This is a genomic window from Bdellovibrio sp. NC01, from assembly GCF_006874625.1.
Classification (GTDB): domain Bacteria; phylum Bdellovibrionota; class Bdellovibrionia; order Bdellovibrionales; family Bdellovibrionaceae; genus Bdellovibrio.
Genome location: NZ_CP030034.1, coordinates 3,032,970 through 3,051,381, shown reverse-complemented (window position 1 = coordinate 3,051,381; position 18,412 = coordinate 3,032,970). Strand labels below are relative to the sequence as shown.

At 44.8% G+C, this 18,412-nt stretch carries 17 protein-coding genes; 9 read left to right on the top strand and 8 right to left on the bottom strand.

Annotation, left to right across the window (positions count from 1 at the left end; translation table 11 throughout):
- Nucleotide 1 precedes the first annotated feature (1 nt).
- From DOE51_RS14535 to DOE51_RS14525, 3 genes are read right to left on the bottom strand one after another with little or no spacing between them, the layout of a single operon-like run.
- A complete protein-coding gene (locus tag DOE51_RS14535; protein WP_142697274.1) occupies nt 2-208 on the bottom strand; it encodes a DUF2892 domain-containing protein in 207 nt (68 codons plus the stop codon).
- A gap of 4 nt (nt 209-212) precedes the next feature.
- On the bottom strand, nt 213-521 hold the full coding sequence (gene grxD / locus DOE51_RS14530; protein WP_142697273.1) for a Grx4 family monothiol glutaredoxin: 309 nt from the start codon (nt 519-521) through the stop codon (nt 213-215).
- A 59-nt stretch (nt 522-580) separates the two neighbouring features.
- A complete protein-coding gene (locus DOE51_RS14525; RefSeq protein ID WP_246845105.1) occupies nt 581-793 on the bottom strand; it encodes a BolA/IbaG family iron-sulfur metabolism protein in 213 nt (70 codons plus the stop codon).
- A 238-nt stretch (nt 794-1,031) separates the two neighbouring features.
- On the opposite strand from DOE51_RS14525, the gene DOE51_RS14520 reads away from it, so the two are divergent.
- Entirely contained in the window at nt 1,032-2,849 is a 1,818-nt protein-coding gene (locus tag DOE51_RS14520) for an LTA synthase family protein (RefSeq protein WP_246845104.1), read from the top strand.
- Here DOE51_RS14520 and DOE51_RS14515 read toward each other — a convergent pair.
- Complete coding sequence (locus DOE51_RS14515; protein ID WP_142697271.1) at nt 2,828-3,514, bottom strand: flagellar brake protein; 687 nt, start codon at nt 3,512-3,514, stop codon at nt 2,828-2,830. The two genes, DOE51_RS14520 and DOE51_RS14515, sit on opposite strands and share 22 nt — an antisense overlap.
- Nucleotides 3,514-4,662, bottom strand: coding sequence for a cyclic nucleotide-binding domain-containing protein (locus tag DOE51_RS14510; RefSeq protein WP_142697270.1), 1,149 nt, complete (start codon nt 4,660-4,662; stop codon nt 3,514-3,516). Before DOE51_RS14510 ends, DOE51_RS14515 begins: the two co-directional genes overlap by 1 nt.
- A 153-nt stretch (nt 4,663-4,815) precedes the next feature.
- Between DOE51_RS14510 and DOE51_RS14505 the strand changes: the two genes are divergently transcribed.
- The 3 genes from DOE51_RS14505 to DOE51_RS14495 all read left to right on the top strand — a co-directional run bounded on the left by DOE51_RS14505 (nt 4,816) and on the right by DOE51_RS14495 (nt 7,758).
- Complete coding sequence (locus DOE51_RS14505; protein WP_142697269.1) at nt 4,816-5,160, top strand: HNH endonuclease; 345 nt, start codon at nt 4,816-4,818, stop codon at nt 5,158-5,160.
- 9 nt (nt 5,161-5,169) lie between these two features.
- Complete coding sequence (locus tag DOE51_RS14500; protein ID WP_142697268.1) at nt 5,170-5,619, top strand: hypothetical protein; 450 nt, start codon at nt 5,170-5,172, stop codon at nt 5,617-5,619.
- A gap of 84 nt (nt 5,620-5,703) precedes the next feature.
- Nucleotides 5,704-7,758: a S9 family peptidase gene (locus DOE51_RS14495; protein ID WP_142697267.1), complete on the top strand. Its 2,055-nt coding sequence runs from the start codon at nt 5,704-5,706 to the stop codon at nt 7,756-7,758.
- Nucleotides 7,759-7,796: 38 nt separating this feature from the next.
- On the opposite strand, the gene DOE51_RS14490 is transcribed toward DOE51_RS14495, so the two are convergent.
- Nucleotides 7,797-8,450: a hypothetical protein gene (locus DOE51_RS14490; RefSeq protein ID WP_142697266.1), complete on the bottom strand. Its 654-nt coding sequence runs from the start codon at nt 8,448-8,450 to the stop codon at nt 7,797-7,799.
- Nucleotides 8,451-8,911: 461 nt separating this feature from the next.
- Between DOE51_RS14490 and DOE51_RS14485 the strand changes: the two genes are divergently transcribed.
- Nucleotides 8,912-10,681, top strand: coding sequence for a DNA topoisomerase VI subunit B (locus tag DOE51_RS14485; protein ID WP_142697265.1), 1,770 nt, complete (start codon nt 8,912-8,914; stop codon nt 10,679-10,681).
- Complete coding sequence (locus tag DOE51_RS14480; RefSeq protein ID WP_142697264.1) at nt 10,681-11,844, top strand: DNA topoisomerase VI; 1,164 nt, start codon at nt 10,681-10,683, stop codon at nt 11,842-11,844. The genes DOE51_RS14485 and DOE51_RS14480 overlap by 1 nt, the downstream gene beginning before the upstream one ends.
- Before the next feature lie 94 nt (nt 11,845-11,938).
- On the opposite strand, the gene DOE51_RS14475 is transcribed toward DOE51_RS14480, so the two are convergent.
- On the bottom strand, nt 11,939-12,610 hold the full coding sequence (locus tag DOE51_RS14475; RefSeq protein WP_142697263.1) for a YkgJ family cysteine cluster protein: 672 nt from the start codon (nt 12,608-12,610) through the stop codon (nt 11,939-11,941).
- A 194-nt stretch (nt 12,611-12,804) separates the two neighbouring features.
- On the opposite strand from DOE51_RS14475, the gene DOE51_RS14470 reads away from it, so the two are divergent.
- Nucleotides 12,805-14,202, top strand: coding sequence for a DUF1214 domain-containing protein (locus DOE51_RS14470; protein WP_142697262.1), 1,398 nt, complete (start codon nt 12,805-12,807; stop codon nt 14,200-14,202).
- Here DOE51_RS14470 and DOE51_RS14465 read toward each other — a convergent pair whose 3' ends face one another.
- On the bottom strand, nt 14,203-15,864 hold the full coding sequence (locus DOE51_RS14465) for a glycosyltransferase family 39 protein (RefSeq protein WP_142697261.1): 1,662 nt from the start codon (nt 15,862-15,864) through the stop codon (nt 14,203-14,205).
- A 32-nt stretch (nt 15,865-15,896) separates the two neighbouring features.
- Between DOE51_RS14465 and DOE51_RS14460 the strand changes: the two genes are divergently transcribed.
- Together DOE51_RS14460 and aspA are read left to right on the top strand one after the other, a co-directional pair.
- Entirely contained in the window at nt 15,897-16,868 is a 972-nt protein-coding gene (locus tag DOE51_RS14460) for an MBL fold metallo-hydrolase (protein WP_142697260.1), read from the top strand.
- 1 nt (nt 16,869) lies between these two features.
- The gene (gene aspA / locus DOE51_RS14455) at nt 16,870-18,291 is read left to right on the top strand and encodes an aspartate ammonia-lyase (protein ID WP_142697259.1); all 1,422 of its coding nucleotides are present in this window, start codon (nt 16,870-16,872) and stop codon (nt 18,289-18,291) included.
- Nucleotides 18,292-18,412 lie beyond the last annotated feature (121 nt).

Below are 18,412 nucleotides of genomic sequence, written 5' to 3'. Positions count from 1 at the left end.
CTTATTCGTCGTAAGTCGGTCGGTGATAATCTTTTAGAGTTCTGATTCTAAAGAATGCGTAGACAGGACACAAGCCCCAACCTGCTGTGATGAGGCCATAAATGCCAATGTACGCCCAAAATGGACCACCTGCGACGGCGTATGTCGTTAACAACACACCGAATACAAAACGCAGAATACGGTCCCAAAGGGCGACATTGCATCTCACGGGATTATGCTTTCAAAAGGTCTTGAAGCTCACCAGATTGGTACATTTCCATCATGATGTCGCTACCACCAACAAGTTGTTTGTTGATGTAAAGTTGTGGGATCGTTGGCCAGTTGCCGTATTCTTTGATGCCTGAACGAATTTCTTCGTCATCAAGTACGTTCACATCGTGAAACTGTACACCGATGTCTTGAAGAATAGCGCAAGCACGTGCGGAGAAACCGCACATTGGGAACTGTTGAGTGCCTTTCATGAAAAGCACAACTTTGTTTTGGCCAAGAATGCCTTCGATTTTTTGGTGTGTAGGATTCATTTTCTTAATTTCCTTTGTAGTACAGTACAAACTTTATTACTTCGGCGGAGCCGAAGTGTTTAAGGTATTTTAGTCTTAATCGACAGAGCATGAACCTCGCCTGTCTTCAATTCTGGACCAAAGCAACCCATCACATGTTGATGCTGTTGAATACGAGTCATGCCCGCGAAAACGGAACTTTCCACGTAAACTTCCCAGTGGTCTTGAGTGCCTGTCAGATCGAAAACTTCAATCGTCGAGTTCGGATAATTTTGTGTTAAACGGTCTTTCATTTGCTCTGGCGTCATAGGAGGGGAACGTAGCATAAATTCCGGGGCAAAGTCCAGCCTCCTCGAGTGACACGAGGAATGCAAACGCGCCGACCTCGTTCTTGCTTAATGCAACCTGTCAGCGTAGGATACGCTCATGTTTGGGCCTTCACAGCGTATTCTTAAGATTTTTACTCTGATTTGTGTCGTTATCGGCTTTTATTTCATAGCTAGGATCGAATTCTTGGCCTGGAACTGGAATATGTTCAGGACGAAGCCCGTAGCCGATCTATTTTACGCACTATTTGTCGGTTTGCGTTTTGATATCTCGGCGGCTTTTTCAGTCGCAGCGCCCATTCTGCTTTTGTCGTTTTTACCATGGCCCCAAAGCTGGGAACGTTTCTGGCGAGTCGGGACGTGGATCATCTTTGCAGTCACACAGATTCCGTTTCTGATTCTAAACCTTGTCGATACTGAGTTTATTAACTTCGTAGGCCGTCGTTTCACTTACGACACCTTGTTCATCGTGGGCGAAGCGCAAGGCAAGATGATGGGTTTCATCGGAACTTATTGGCTGCTGTTTTTGATTAACACGGTTATTACTTTTGCGTTCGGTTGGTGTGCATGGAAAGTTGTGCAGGCCAATTGGAAAGTATCATGGCCTACAGTGGGCCGTGCAAAACACTGGGCCTTGCATGGCTTCTTAAGTTTTGTTGCGATTGTTATAACAGTGGTTGCGATTCGCGGTGGCTTGCAAGGGAAGCCGATCAGTTTTGTGAATGCCAATGTCTTCACGGCGCCGGTTTTGAATAATCTGGTTTTGAATTCTACTTTCACATTCATCAAAAGTTACGGCGCAGATGAAATTAAGCACGAAAAGTATTTCACGAATAAAGACGAAATGCTGAAGTACTTAAACGGATCTATCGAAACGCCGTCGCTGCTTGAGGGTAAACGTCCTTCCGGCAAACAAAACGTCGTTATCATCATTCTTGAAAGTTTTGGCAGTGAATACGTGGGACCTCACAACGGGAAAACTTATACGCCGTTCTTGGATTCATTGATGGCAAAATCTTTGGTGTTTAACAACGCCTATGCCGATGGCCGTCGATCCATCGAAGGCATTGCTGCTGTCATGGCAGGCATTCCCGCATTGATGAGTGAGCCCTTTATTTCTTCACATTTCACGGCGAATTATTTCTTGGGCATGGGCACGCTGTTGTCGCCAAAAAAATACTCATCTGCGTTCTTTCATGGTGGTCACAACGGCACGATGTACTTTGATTCATTCATGCAAAGTGCGGGTGTTGAAAAATACTATGGCTCGACAGAGTATGCGAATAGCAAAGACGATGACGGCATCTGGGGTATTTGGGACGAACCGTTTTTGCAATTTATGTTAACTAAGATCGACACGATGTCATCGCCGTTCCTGGCCTCGGTCTTTACATTGTCTTCGCATCATCCGTTCAAAGTTCCTGTACAGTACGAAAAAGATTTTCCTGAAGGACCGATCGAGATTTTAAAAACGGTTTCGTACACGGATATGGCTTTGAAGAAATTCTTTGCCGAGGCGGAAAAGAAGCCGTGGTTTAAAGATACTCTGTTCATCGTCACGGCTGACCACACATCAAAACATTATTTGCCAGAGTTTGAAAACGAAGTCGGGGACTATCGTATCCCGCTGTTCTTCTATCATCCGACGTACAAATTCCCAGCGGTAGACCGCGATATGGTCGTGCAGCAGATCGATATTTTACCAAGCGTTTTGGATTTCTTGGGTATTCGCAATAAGGAAGAAAACTTCTTAGGAAGTTCCGTGTTCATTCCGGGCGATAAAGATGCCGTGGCATTTATCGATGATCATTACTTGTTGTTTGCAAAGGACTACCGCATTCGTTGGTCACCAGGTCGAACGGAACCACAAATGTTTGCGATGAGCGATGTTGTCGGGGAAAATCCGCTGACGGAACCCGCAGCAAGAAAGAACGAGCTGACTTTAAGACTCAAAGCCAGCATTCAGTATTTCAATGAAGGTATGTGGGATAATAAACTTTATTATCCGGCTTTGCGGAAATAAAGTTCGCGTTGAAGATCTGTCAACGACGCGATGATTTTGTCTTCGCTTGGAGTCGCCAAGTGGTTGAACTCAACCCCTAAAACCAAGTGACTGACGCCACGACCCCGGATGTTTTTAATCACACCCTGAACCAAGATCGGTTCGCGATCGCCTAAGAAGATCTCTGCTTGAACGAGGTCTTCTAATTTTAACTCTGTTTCTTCCTGATGAATTTCAACGGCACAACCTTCTGTGGAAAGATCCAGCAGACGGCATTGGTGCGAGCAAATTGCTTGATTCAAATAGTTGATCACAAAGGTTGCAGAATAGTTCTGCGGAAGCGTGTAACGGAAATTACGGCGGCGTTGCAAGTGGTACAGATGGGTCACTGGCAACGAGATGTAGTTTTCATGCACAACAGGCTTCGTTTCGAACAAGTATTTTTCGTGACCAATTTGAAAGTTAGCCATGAATACTGAATTTTCTTGAAAGTTCATCGCTGTTTCTTCAGGCGGATGGCATTTCAGGTGGCCTTGCGAATTCACGCTAATTACACGCATTGTAATTACGCGCTCAAATTTGTCTTTCAGCGTGATGCGTTCCTGCGAAGAAAGCAGCTTCTGTAAAAGCATCTGCTTTTCTTGCTCGGAACCGATGGCTTTAAAGATAATCAGTGCTTCGCTCATTATGCCGCCGCTACGATCTTGTGACCGCATTCGCTGCAGAATTTTGCGCCAGCTTGAAGTTCCGCACTACAAGCAGGGCAGGCAGGGCCACCCGCAGAGGCGCGTTTCTTCGGCTTTTCTTCTTTTTCGTCCATGTCGACGAAACCTTTTTCGTTCCATTTTTCGATCTCGCGAAGCATTTTCCAGCTTTGGAAGATAGAACGGAACTCTTTGATTTCAAATTGTAGAATAACGCCCGTGCTGGCGTTTTTTCTTTTCATGAACACGCCTTTACCTTCAAGACGGGCAAAGTGGTCATTGTTCAAGTTAATGCCGATTTCGTTTTTGCAGTATTCAGTGAATTTGGCGAATTCAACACCCACGACACCGAAGCGATCGGCTTCTTGGCCGTCAGCCATTTTCAACAAACCATCAAGCATTTGTTGGCATAATTCATCGACTTTCAAAAGCTCCGAACGGCCGCCTTTGAAGTAATAGTATTGATAGAATTCAAAGAAGCTTTCAAGCAAACCCAGATCCAAGAAGTGAACGCGTTGAATCTCGTCAGGTCCTTCTGGATTGTCAGGAGCTTTACCCATTTCGTATAACGCAAGCTTCTGCTTCACAAGAATGTTAATCACTTGCTCGACACGTTTTGGGCCTTCACCAAAAATACGTTGTGAATACTGCTTCATCATCGGCCACTCGACCACAATGCGACCTGGAGTTGATCGATCGCCTTTGTGATTTGCCGTATGAAAAACCGCGCCAAATGCTTTTGCCACTTGGTCTTCAGGACATGGTGAAGAGTCTTTTTCAAGTTTTGCTGAACGCACGTCATTCATCGCCAAACGCAAACGGTCAGCCAATGATTTGACGATTACTTTCAACATTTGCGGAGCGCCCTCGTAGTGAGACTTCAAAGTCTCTACCGGGATTTCTAAAACTTTCGTTTCAGTTGTCGCGATGGCAGATGTCGGATGAGTTGTCGCACCCAAGATCACTTGGTCACCCAAAATATGGGAAGCACCCAATTGGAAAAGATCGATATTCTTTTTTCCGCGGATCAAACACTGACTGGCGCCACCTGATTGAATCAGGTAAACAGCGGTGATTTTATCGCCGTCTTTGTAGATCACTTCGCCTTTTTTAAAGGTTTTTACAGACATAGCTCACAACTCCTGCAATTTATTCTCGAATCCTATCGGTAAAAAGGGCCTCAAAATGAAGGTTTAGAAGCCCTATATTGGTCTAGATCTTGGAGTTTCCATTCCAGGCAAAGCCCATTGCGATTCACCTCGATTTACGCTATAAAATCCGCAATGGATTACTTCTTTTCTGCGGCCCCGGCTGCCCACCAAAAAAAGGAAAAAGCAAAAGCTCGCGAGCTGCGCATGAGCCAATGGTGGAAACAAGAAGTCGGCAAAGGTGTCTGTTATCATTGCGGAAATCGCTTTAAACCCGCAGAATTAACGATGGACCATCTGATTCCAATCGCCCGCGGTGGCAAATCTACAAAGAATAACTGCGTTCCTTCTTGCAAAGACTGCAACTCAAAAAAAGGTTACAAAACCCGAGCAGAAATGGCATTGGAAGAACTGTCAGCATCTCAGAACGACACAACACCTTCGTCAGACATTCCGTCAGACGATGAATCCACTGATTAGAGGTTATAAATGAAGCCAGTATTTTTGGTTTTAGCATCGCTGGTGTTCACTCTTTCGGCATGGGCCCATGAGCAAGATCCGGGTCGCAAGCCAGCTTCAAGTCGTATGGAAATCGCTAAAGAAGCGTGCCGTAAAAATTCTTGTTATAAAGCAGTTCCCAAGCTCACAATCGCCGGTAAAGAATATTTATTTGCTGCTGATCACGGTTCTGATGATCACGCTATCAGTCACGAAGAGTTCACGGACACAGAAGCGGTTTTACAAGCGGTGTGTGTTTCTTTTGGGTGGGGCGATCTTGCGGATTGGTCCGTAGAAAATTCGAAAAAGGACGGCCTTTATTTCAGAGCGGGAGCGGCGCTACAAACTTCGTCCACTGACAAAAACGGCAGCGGGGTTTTAGTCAGTAAAGATCACGCGCCCAAATACATCAGCCTCATCACTTGCGCGGCAAAACACTAAACACTTCTTCGCCGTGGCTGCACGCTTCTTGCCTCGCATCGTCTTCACTTTTAGAATGATCCCTCTGACAAGAAAGAGGGAAGAATGGCTAAGAAAACGTTAACGCCGCCGCAGGCGTCCAAGCATCCGACAACTTTTAAAAATCATGGCGACACACGAGTCGATGATTACTTCTGGTTGCGTGATAAAAATCATCCAGAAACGATGCCATATCTTCACGCTGAGAATGCTTACTTTCAATCTGTGATGAAGCCGCTTCAGGCTTTTAAAAACAAACTCTTCAAAGAGATGAAAGCTCGAATCAAAGAAAATGATTCTTCTGTGCCGGCGCCAGACGGTAGCTACCTTTACACGACGAAATTTAAAAAAGGAAAACAATACGCGATTCATACGCGTAAGCCTAAAAAAGGTGGTCGTGAAGTTGTTATTCTTGATGGCAACGTGGTTGCTAAAGGCAAAAAATACTTCGCCTTAGCAAGCATGCATATTTCAGCAGAAGAAAACACACTGGCTTATGCGGTGGATTTCGACGGTTCAGAACGTCACACAATTCATTTCAAAAATTTGAAATCGAATAAGATTTTGAAAGACACGTTATTGAATAGCAGTGGAAACGGCATGTGGGCTGCTGATGGCATGACGTATTTCTATGTCGTGCTTGATGCAAATCTTCGTCCGTTCCAAGTATGGCGTCATACTTTGGGTGAAGATGTTAAGAACGATGTTCTGGTTTATGAAGAAAAAGATGCGCAATTCTTCGTCGGTGTCGAGAAGTCTGAATCCGAAGACATGCTTTACATCCACACAGGCGGTAAAATCACGACGGAAGTGTGGTACTTAAGCGCGCACGAACCACATGGTCATTTCAAATGCATCGAACCTCGTAAAGAAGGTATCGAATATTCTGTGACGGATCGTGAGGGTGAGTTCTGGGTTCACACGAACTACAAAGCCACAAATTTCCAAATCATGAAAACGTCTTTGCAAAAACCGGGTCGCAAGAACTGGAAAACGTTCATTAAGAACTCTGATGCGATTTTGCGCACGGGTTTGATGATGTTCAAAGACTTCATGGTGATTACAGAGCGCGAAGGCGGATTGCCGCAAATTCGTATCTATGATTTCACTAAGAAAAAAGATCATCTTGTTTCATTCGCTGATAAAGCCTATGACGTTTCATTGGGCGCAAATCGTGAATTCGAAACAGAGGCTTTGCGTATTTCTTACTCGTCACCGATCACACCTGATTCCGTGATCGAGTACAATATGAAGACGCGTAAATCCAAAACTTTGAAAACCAAAGAAGTGAAAGGTCACAAGAAAGCAAACTATGTTTGTGAACGTGTATGGGTGAAATCTCATGACGGAGTGAAAGTGCCTTTGACGTTGGTGTATCGCAAAGGTTTGAAGAAGAACGGAAAAGCGCCAGGTTACTTGTATGGTTATGGCTCATACGGCATGAGCATTCCTGATGCATTCCCAGCTCGTCGTGATGTGTTCCGTTTGATTGATCGTGGTTTTGTGTATGCATTGGCCCATCCGCGTGGTGGCTCTGAAATGGGTCGTTACTGGTATGAAGACGGTAAGTTCTTGAAAAAGAAAAACACATTCTTAGATTTCAATGCGTGTGGCGATTACCTGATTAAAAGCGGTCTTGTTGCAAAAGATAAACTTGCAGCCTGCGGTGGCAGTGCCGGTGGTATGTTGATGGGAGCTTGTATGAATATGCGCCCTGATCTGTACAGCGCTATCGCAGCTCACGTGCCGTTTGTGGATGTGATCAACACAATGTTCGATAAGGATTTGCCACTGACACAAATTGAATACAAAGAGTGGGGCAATCCAGCGGATAAGAAATACTACAAGTACATGAAGAGTTATTCTCCGTATGATAACGTCGAAGCGAAAGCTTATCCCACGTTGTTTGTGACTTGTGGTTTGAACGATCCACGCGTGACATATTGGGAACCAGCTAAATGGGTTTCTAAATTGCGCGAGTTGAAAACCGATAGCAATACGTTGGTATTTAAAACCAACATGGGCGCAGGACACTTTGGGGTGTCAGGACGCTTTGATCACTTGTGGGAACAAGCGGAAGAATACGCTTTCATCATGAATAAGTTTGGAATCACGAAATAAGACTAAAAAGCCGGAAGAAATTCCGGCTTTTTTTTGCTCTATTTTTCCGGGCGTGCCGTGATGACTAACATCACGGCTTTGAATTGCTTGTTCTGGTCAAAGAGCGGAACGAAGCGATGAACTTGCGCGAAGATTTTAAGGCGTTCAAGAGTTTCACTTTCAGAAACAGGACACTCGGGTAAGCCTAGCTCCATCGTTTTCTTTTCGCTTGCCGTGAAGAATTCGTTCACCTTTGCTTGAAAGGCGGCTTCGTGTTCTGGCGGACGCAAAAAGATATGATACCAACGACGACACAAAAGATCTTCCAGCGTATAACTTGAAACTTCAAAAAAACGGAAACTTCTGAAGATCTGTCGTTGATCGACATCATAGATTTCAATGATGTGTTGATCTTCGATGCGTTCAAGCTCTTTAGGATCAATGTGCAGATCCAAACGATCTAAAGCTTTTTCCGTAAACACGCGTGTACTCTTTAAAGTTTGTCCGGTCGCGCGCATATCCAAGCAAATCTGATAGTAGTTCATCAGGTCGACGACGATCGCGCGTTGTAAGGCTTCATCAAGCAGACTGAAATAAGTCAGGGCTTCACGGGCATAAGGGCGAAAACTCAAACCCTCTTCTGAAATCAGATGGCAAATGTTCTCGCTGTGAGTACGGAATTTCGAATGTTCAGAGCGAGATGTGTGCTTCACCAAGATATCTTAACAGTCCAAAGGTTCTATTCCAATAGGTGACTGTTTGAGTGCCCATATGAGAGATAGACTCTGATTTCCAGGGAATGAACTCATCGCCGGCCGATAAAAACCGGCAATTAACAGCAAAAAAGCCGTCGAATACGCATCAAAATGGTAGGTTTTTTTATTGTTTCAGAGCCCTTTTTTCGGGGTTTTTTATGCCTCTCAGATATGGTTTTCAGAGGGAAACGACTGTTTTTTGGGCTGCTTTTTTGGAACTCGGTTTTTCTCACATTCAATTTTACGCCAAGCAGCGTTGGGGCTTTGGTCTTGATTTGACTCCATGCGTTCGAGTTAAGCTATCAAAGTCATTCATTAAAAATTGGCCAGGAAGGCAAATTAGCGCAGCTCCGGTAAGGGAGCAAGGGCAGGAGCCCTCGATAAAAATTCGTTAACATCGTTGTAAGGATTAAGCGACTGTGAGCAAAATTACTAAAAGTAGTACAGCTGAATATTTTGCTAAGAACCTCCAACAGGTCGGTTTCTCGTCTCCATTGAAGGCCGTTTTGACGACCTTGAAAGAGGCCGTGGATAACTCATTGGATGCCTGCGAATCTGCGGGAATTCTTCCAGATCTATTGGTTGAGATTTCAAAAGTGGGCAGCGGTTCCACTAAAAATACCGATCTTATTCGTATCGTCGTTGAAGATAACGGACCTGGTATCGAAGCCGAAGATCTTGCCAAAGTTTACGGTGAGTATCTTGCATCATCTAAGTTCGGTCGCGGTCAATGTTCTCGTGGTCAACAAGGTATCGGTATCTCTGCTGCAACAACATGGGCGCAAATGACGAATGCCCGTGGTGTAAACGTCGTTTCTAAAACTAAAAAAATGCGTAAAGCTGTCGCGGCTCAAGTAGACGTCGACATCAAATCCAATACAGGTGTTCTAAAAAATAAAGAAACTTTGGATTGGGATCGCGACCATGGAACTCGCGTTGAGTTCGTTCTTGATGGACGTATTCAATTGAACGGTGACGGTGGTCTTGTGACGTATCTTGAAGGTACGATCCTAGTAAATCCGCACATGACGATTACGTATAAGTTGATGGAAAATGATTTCGTTACTGTGACTCGCGTAAGTACAGATGTACCGCAAGTTCCAGAGGCGTCTTTGCCACATCCTCATACATTTAAATTAGGTGAGTTCATCACTCACTCGACATTGTTCGGTAAAACGACTTTGTCTAAATTCTTGAAAACTGGTTTTTCGCGCATCTCTGATCAATCGATCTCTGAGTTCGTGAAAAAAGGTTTGCCTAAGAATTTGCTAGAAAAACCGATCACTTCTTTGTCTGAAGAAGACTTCAAAAAAGTTTTCCAAGCGGTGCAAAATACAGATTTGATGGCGCCTTCAACGAAGTCAGTTTTGACTGTGGGTGAAGAAGCTCTTTCTAAATCAATCACGCGTTTGGGTGAAATCGACTTCTTCGCAGTTGTGACTCGTAAGCCGACTATTTGTGACTTCAAACCGGTGGTTGTGGAAGTGGCTTTGGCGCGTTTCAAAAACCGCAATCAAGAAGCGGATTCTCCTGTGACATTGCTACGTTTCGCGAATCGCGTGCCGTTGCAATTCGATAAATCAGGTTGTGCGATCACGTGGGCGATTGAATCAGTAAACTGGAAATCATACGGTCTTGGTCAGCCGAAAGACAGCTTGCCATTGGGTCCGTATATTTTCGCGGTTTCAATCGTGTCTCCGTTCATTAAATTTAAAAATGCTTCGAAAGAAACAATCGACGCTTCTGAAGAGTTGGTTGGTGAAATTCGTCTTGCCTTGATCCAAGCGGGTCAAAAGCTTTCTCGTCACATCAAAAAAGAAGTGAAAGAAGCGGATCTTGAAAGAAAACTTGCTCACATCGAGCAGTTCGGTCCGATCTTGGTAGAAGGTTTGGCAAGAATCATCAAAGCTCCAGAGTCTCGTAAGAAAAAAGCCGAAGAAGGTTTGAAAAAACTTTTGGGTCGCGATTCTGAAGAGGCGATTGCAGATTTGGAAGCAGCGGAATCTAAACTTCTTGAGCAGAAAAAGCGCGAGAAGAAAAAAGGTATCGACCACGGTGATGAAGAAGAGTTGGACGTAATCAGCTCTGAAGATTTGGTCGATGAGGCGTCGGAAGATAGTTCTCAAGGAACTAAAAAAGCGACGACAAAAAAAGTAGCAACTAAGAAAACGACTGGGAAAAAAGCGTAATGGCAAAACTACTCAGCATCCGTGATTTAAAAATTGATATCCCTAAAGAGGCCCGCATCTTGGCTGACAAGATGTTGAAGGATCTTGAATCTTCAAAACGTCCTGTTTTGGAAGCGGTAAAGACTTCTTTGGATAACTCTTTGTACAACGCCAAAGTGGGTTACCTGACTCCAGGTGATAAAGTTGTTCGTACAGAGTTGAACGTATCTTCCGTACAAAAACTTGCGCGCGTGGTTTTCATTCTTGAGATCTTGTTGCGTAACCTTGATGTCGGCAACGTCAATACGAAGCGTGAACTTTACTACATCTGTAAAGGTGAGATTAAAGGCAATCCTCGTTTGAAACCTTTGGATTTCGAAGATCAGCCTGAATCAGATGCGATCATCGATTTCATCGGCGATATGCTTGAAGTGTATCGTGAGGAATTGAACGTTTTCGCCAATGACCGTGGTGGACAAACTTACTCGCAACAATTGATCGTGACTGAAACTTTGGCAGACGGTGACCGTGCGGTGATCGATCTTTCAACTTTGGGTACGTCACCATTCCAACCGAAGAATAAACCTCAAGCTTTGAAATTGAAGGCGAAAAAGAAAATCGACTTCTGCTTGATCGTTGAATCTGAAGGTACGGCGAATACGCTTGTAACAATGGGTTTCACAAAACGTAACAACTGTATCGTCATGGGTGCTCAAGGGGTTCCATCGAATGGTGTTCGTGGTTGGGCGAAGCTGATCCAAGAAGAACTAGATGTTCCAATGTACTTCTTCGGAGATCTCGATGCGTACACGATGCAAAATATCTTCCGTACATTGAAAGCAGGCTCTGCGGCATCTTTGATCCGTAACGCTGACTTCTCTGCACCGAATGTAAAATTCTTGGGTGTATTGCCTGAAGACGTGAAAAAATACGATCTGCCTCACTACAAAGTGAAAGAATCTGATCCGGCTGAAGCACGTGCTTTGAAAAAAGCAAAAGACGCTTTGGAAAACGATCCATTCTTCTTGGATAAGAAGAATAAAAACTTGGCGGACATCCTTCGCTGGTTGATCAAAGAAAAGATTCGTTGTGAGCAGCAATCATTCTTCTCGGTAGATCCAAAGGACCCTATCAAGACAGAAAAGTTGATCTTGGAAAAAATCAAACGCGGCTCGTACGTATAACGGCGGAAGCCGGCAGAGCTGGAGCGACGGCAGTCGCGGAAGCTGAAGCAGCTAAAATAAAAAGGCACCGAAAGGTGCCTTTTGTTTTTTCGGATTAGATGAAGTCGATTTCTTCGTGCAGCTTCATCTGAAGCATTTTGGCGAGTGGTCCCACTTGCACATTCAGATCTTCATTCGCAGCACTGATTAGTAAGTCCACGCGTGGAAAGTATCGAACCGTGATTTTTTCATTTAAGTCTTCGCAGTTTTTAGCTGGTGTTGTGACCGAATGTCTGCGGCACATGACGGGGCGATTTTCGTAAATACTACAAGCACCCTCATCATTCAAAAACACACAACGGCTTTCAGGACTTTTCTTGGGACCTTGAAACCATAAGGGATCTTGCAGTTTGCGCTGACTTTGTTGTTTTAGGCGCTCGCGGTCTATTGCATGCCCGTCGGTGACAAGCTTATGAAGAATATCAGCTTCATAACTTGTGACTTCAACTTCCATGTGACAACAAGCGGAACACCCTTTGGTGCAACTGACTTGAATTTCTTTTTCACTATTAATTTCTTGATCGACCAGGCTTTGCAGCAAACGTGCACGGGCCGGTCCCGCCGGAGCTAATAACAATTGCTGAGAGTATTTCTGCAGCTCTTCATCAAGATTTACTAAAAACGCAGCGAACGTGTCTTCCGGGAGTTGTTGCTGAAAATCCAAAACGAACTTTTTCAAAGAACGAGTGAGTTTTGAATGTCTTTGAAAAAAGCTGTCAGCAGTCATTCCTAAAATTTTAAGTTCCTACCTGCATTCCCGCAAGGTACGGACTTACTTTTGGTTCAAAACGACGTCAATTGACGCAATTCTTAATCAAAAGTAAGTCCGTCCCTTTGCGAAGGTCGAGGCGGGGATATGTGTTTTTCGCGCTGGCGTTGAGGCTAACAACCGCCCTTAGTGTGATAAACAGAGGGGGAAGTATGCTGAAGGTGGTTGTTGCGGCTCTGTCGGTTGTGAGTTTATTGAGTGCCTGTCAAAGCGAACAAAAAAAAGAGGCTAAAGCTCAATCAGAAAAATCGGGAACAAACATCGCTCTTGCGAAAGCCGGGTTGTCTGAAAAAGACGTGACCGATGCTTATGTATACTTGATGTCTCGTTACTTCGTGATTCGTCAAGAGCGCCTGGATGTGGCAGAGAAAAATCTTGGCTACAATAAAATTAAGTATATTCCGACGGGACAAACCTCCGCTCCGAATCCAAATTTGGATTCGACGAACGTTGAAGCGTGGATTGCCGTTGATGAAAAGACATGCCAGATCTTAAACATTCCCAAAATCAAAGGTCGTTATTATACCGCGCAAGTGATGGACGAGTGGGCAGGGATCATTGCAAACATTAACGAACGAACGCTCCCACAACATCCCAACGGCAAATTTGCATTTTGCCTGAAAGAGGGTCCACCGACTGCGAAAGATATGGTGCGCATCAACCTGCCTTCGAATAAAGCGAAACTTGTCGCGCGTATCGAGGGACAAGATGCCGAAGCGGTGCGTTTGCAGAAATTGTTTAAGCTGACTCGTAATACAGAAACAGATGTGGAACCCGCGCAAAAGATTCCGATGTTCGCGAATGAAAATCTTTTGCAGGTGGAAGCTTTCGAATATCCGATTGTTGAGACGGTTTTAAGAAGTGCGCCTGATTCAATGAAGGCCGCGCAAGACTTGCAAGCCAAAGTGCGCGCGGTCGCGCAGTACGCTTCACAAAGTGATGTGAACAAAAAACAGATTGATACCTTGATCGAAGAAAAATCAGTGCCGCAATTTCGTCGTTTTGTCGCCGACATCGGGGTTAAAAACAATGGCTGGAGTTCGACGGCTCCGTACAAAGATGGATTTGGCGAAGACTATTGGTTCAGAACCGCGACAACCTTCGGTACGATCTGGTGGAATGAAGCGAAAGAAGTCGTGTACTTTAAAGCTGAAAAAGATCGCGATGATCGCGTGATGAACGGGACGAATACTTATTTAGTGCATTTTGATAAAGGCGCATTGCCTAAAGATGTAAGTGGCGGTTTCTGGTCTTTAACTATTTTAGGAGTGCCGGATTCAAAAGTCGTCACAAACGCCTATAAACGCTATCAGTTGAACAGTAAAAGCAACCTTACTTATGGCAGGGATGGATCACTAACGTTGGTTGTGGGCGATCAGCCACGCATTAACATCCCAAGAACAAATTGGATTCCGGGCCCGCGAGAAAAATTATTTTCGATGAATTTAAAAATTTATGCGCCGAAGGAGTCAGTGTTGAACGGAACTTGGACGGCGCCTTCGATTGTACAAATCGAAGGCCTTGATATCCAAAAGACCTCGCAACGCTGATTAGTGACGTGCTGACGGTGGAACTTCGCCCGGGCTATAGATGATGCCCTGGAAGTTTTTGCACAAATAAACGTTGAATGTGCGCGAATGAACGCCATGACGGTAAGTCTTAAGTTCTTCTTTATTGCAAGAGTCGAACTTCGCGTACTTCAACGGATCGTGATCATACTTTTCAGTTGTCACGACGATCGCATCTTGGCCTTCAAGATTTTTCATTTCTTCAACAGGTTGCATAACTGTGTAGTTACTGACTGTTGAATTCAACATGTAAATCTTTTGTTTTGTGCCCCAAGTTGTTTGCGCCGTCGTTTCATAACGAAGGGCAGACAAGAAAGGTTTGTGACCTGTTTCCGCGTGAATTTCGCGCTGACGACGATTGACGAAATCGCCAAGCTCTTCCCAGCCTGTGAATTCGTTACTGAAATCGTAAGTCGTTTTCCATTCTGCTTTTGGTGCAAAGAAATGGAATGCGGCTGGCACCCATGGATAGACAAACGGAGCATAAGAAAGAATCGCCAGTGGAATAAAGAAAGCAAGAATACCGCGAGTAAAAACTTTGCTTCTAGGTTTAACGACTTGGCGCGATCCCCACGTCATACCTTGCGACCAAATGGCGCCAGCACCAATCAACAACAATGTGTAAGCGGCACCACTCCAGTGCGGTTTGAAATCCGCGAACAAGGGTTGTGGATAAAACACAGCTAATGATGGAAGAGTCATGCAGAACAAGAATCTCCAGCGAGCTTCCGTGCGTTTTAGGAACGAGTTGATGAATGTTAAAACCACCAGCACATACAAGAACGGCGTTAAGAACAACAACTGCGCGCCAAAGAATCCAAACCAGCGACCGATGTTGATGCCACCGCCGCCTTCGTGACGATCATGGAATTGATAACGGAAACCCGGCCAGTCATGAATCACATTCCAAGCAAAGATCGGCGTACACAAAACAGTTGCGATTAAAAAACCAACCCACGGCCAGATCGTCAACAAATCGCGACGACGTGAAGGGGTTGCCAGTAAGTACAAACCAAAACCTGGAGCAATCAATGCGATAATGAACTTTGAATTTAATCCCAAGCCCATGATCACACCTAGCCACAGCCAAGTTTTCTTTGTGCTCCAGCGTTGGGCATCTTCGCGCACTCCTTGCCAGAATACGTAAGCAGCTGCAACGAAGCACAACATGAATGGTGGCTCTGGTGAAGCAACATAACCGCCGAAGCCCCAGAACGGTGACCACAAGATCACGAAGCCCACAGCGATCGCGGCGTACTCATCAAACAAATCTTTTGTAAGTTTGTACAAAAGAACCAAAGTGCCGGTCATGCACAAGAAACTTGGCAAGCGCACTCCGAAATAAGTATCGCCGAAGATTGCAGTCGATACGGCCTCAAGCCATGCGATCATACCGGGGTGATCGAAATAAGAAAGTTGCAGGCTTTTTGCCCATGACCAGTGATAAGTCTCGTCATCGATCAGGCCGACAGTTGTGCTGAAGAAAAGACGGAAGATTAAAGTCAGGATGAATACGATTGTGACTTTTTGCGATAAGCTTCTTTGCTTCCAATAAGCTGCCAACACGGGTGAGTTTCTCCTACTTAAAAATGTCAAAACTCTGTCGTAAACTGCCTTGTGACCACTGGCAATAATTGGGTGCATGACGGCTCGTGTAAAACACGTTAGTCTAAAGCATGGCCAATTCATTAAAGCCTCACTACGGCAAACAGGGCTTCCTTAACAATTACAACCGCGAACCCAGGGCGAGCGTCTTAAAATGGCAATGGGAGCGTTTAACCAAAGACAAACCCGAAGAAGCCCCATACGTTCCGCAAATCGTGAAGACTGATGTGAATGCCTTGCAACAAGCTTCGGGCGATAGGCTTACGTGGATTGGGCATTCCTCGGCATTATTGCAGCTTGATGGTGTGCGCGTTTTGATGGACCCAGTGTTTTCAGAAAGAGTTTCGCCTTTTTCTTTTATCGGACCTAAGCGTCAAGGAGAGTTGCCATTTCAACTGCAAGATCTGCCACCCATTGATGTCGTGATTATTTCGCACAATCACTATGATCACCTGGATCTTGCGACTTTAAAGTCACTCGAAAAGCGTGATCCAGGGAAAACGTTATTTCTTGTGGGGCTGGGGAACAAAAAACTTTTAGAAGACGAAGGCATTCGTAATGTCAAAGAGTTGGACTGGTGGGACAATTTTTTTGTCAAAGGGTTGACGCTGACCTTCACTCCGACACAACATTGGAGCAATCGCGGATTGTTCGATAGTAACCAGACATTGTGGGGCAGTTGGTTCATCACCACAGAAAAGTTTAAATTCTTTTTTGCAGGTGACACCGGGTACTCAAAAGATTTTCAGGATATCTATCGGAAATTTGGCGCTGTTGATGTCGCTTTGTTACCCATCGGTTCGTATGAGCCTCGTTGGTTCATGAAGCAGAATCACGTCGATCCGGCGGAAGCAGTGCAGATGCATAAAGACTTGCACGCGAAGCTTTCTATTGCGATTCACTGGGGCAGTTTTCGTTTAAGTGATGAAGCCATAGATGCGCCACCAGCTCTGTTAAACGAAGAGCTGAAAAAAGCGAATGTGTTAGACAGTTCTTTTCGTGTTTTAAAGCGCGGCGAGATTTTGAATTTGGAGCAGATGTAGTATGGAACAATTTAGAATTGAAAAAGACTTGTTAGGCGAATTGAAAGTTCCGGCCGTAGCATATTATGGGATTCACACCCTTCGTGCGATTCAAAATTTCGAGATCTCTGGAAAGACGATCGGGGAAGATGCCTTGTTTGTTCGTGGCTTGGCCCTGACGAAAAAAGCAACTGCGCTTGCGAATATGGAGCTTGGAACAATCCCTAAAGACGTTGGCCACTTGATTGTGAAAGCGTGCGATGAAATTTTAAAAAATCCCAAAGCGTGGGGCGCACAATTTCCTTCGGATGTTTTCCAAGGTGGCGCTGGCACTTCGGTAAACATGAATGCCAATGAAGTGATCGCAAATATTGCGTTGGAACTTCATGGCTTGGAAAAAGGCCGTTACGATGTGATTCATCCCAATGATCACGTCAACAAATGCCAATCGACGAACGATGCTTATCCGACGGCCTTCCGTGTGGCTTTGTATGAACACTTGAATGAAGTGATCAAAGCCGTTGGCGTTTTAGCAGAAGCGTTCGAAGCAAAAGGTGTCGAATTTAAAAAAGTTTTGAAAATGGGTCGCACGCAGTTGCAAGATGCGGTTCCAATGTCATTGGGTCAAGAATTCAACGCCTTTGCCACATTGTTGAAAGAAGACAGCCGTCTTTTGAAGACCGTGCAAAAACTAATTCTTGAAGTGAATCTTGGTGCCACAGCAATCGGCACGGGTGTGAATGCGCCTGAAGGTTACGCTCCATTAGCTGTTAAGAAGCTGGCAGAAGTGACTGGTTATGATTTCGTACAATCGGAAGATTTGATTGAAGCGACAAGTGACTGCGGTGCTTACATCATCATCTCAGGTGCATTGAAACGTACGGCAGTGAAGCTTTCAAAAATTTGCAACGACTTGCGTTTGTTAAGTTCAGGTCCACGCGCAGGTTTAAAAGAAATCAACTTGCCAGAGCTACAAGCGGGTTCGTCTATTATGCCGGCAAAAGTAAATCCGGTGATTCCAGAAGTTGTGAATCAAGTGTCTTTCAAAGTGATCGGCAATGATCTTGCGATTACTTTGGCCGCTGAAGCAGGGCAGTTGCAATTGAATGTTATGGAGCCCGTAATTGCATCCAGCATTTTCGAATCTATTTCGCTTCTGACAAACGCTTGCTACAACTTAAAATCAAAATGTGTCGATGGTATTACGGCGAACAAAGAACGCTGTCGTGAATACGTGATGAATTCTATCGGGATCGTGACGTATCTTGATCCTATCATCGGTCACGCTGAAGGAGATTTGATCGGCAAGATCTGTGCGCAAACTGGAAAGAGTGTGGCAGAAGTTGCGCTCGAAAGAGGAGTCGTCACGCAAGCACAGCTTGATGAGATTTTCTCAGATGAAAATCTTCTGAATCCGAAATATCTCGGCAAACGTCACAACTAGTCTACACTACACTCCGACTTCGTCGGAGTAGTTGCGTATATTCTGTACTTCATCGGAGTACTAAATTTTGGCGTCTAAAGTTCGCCGAAATCTTTTCAAGTGATCTCTGCAATTGTGGAGT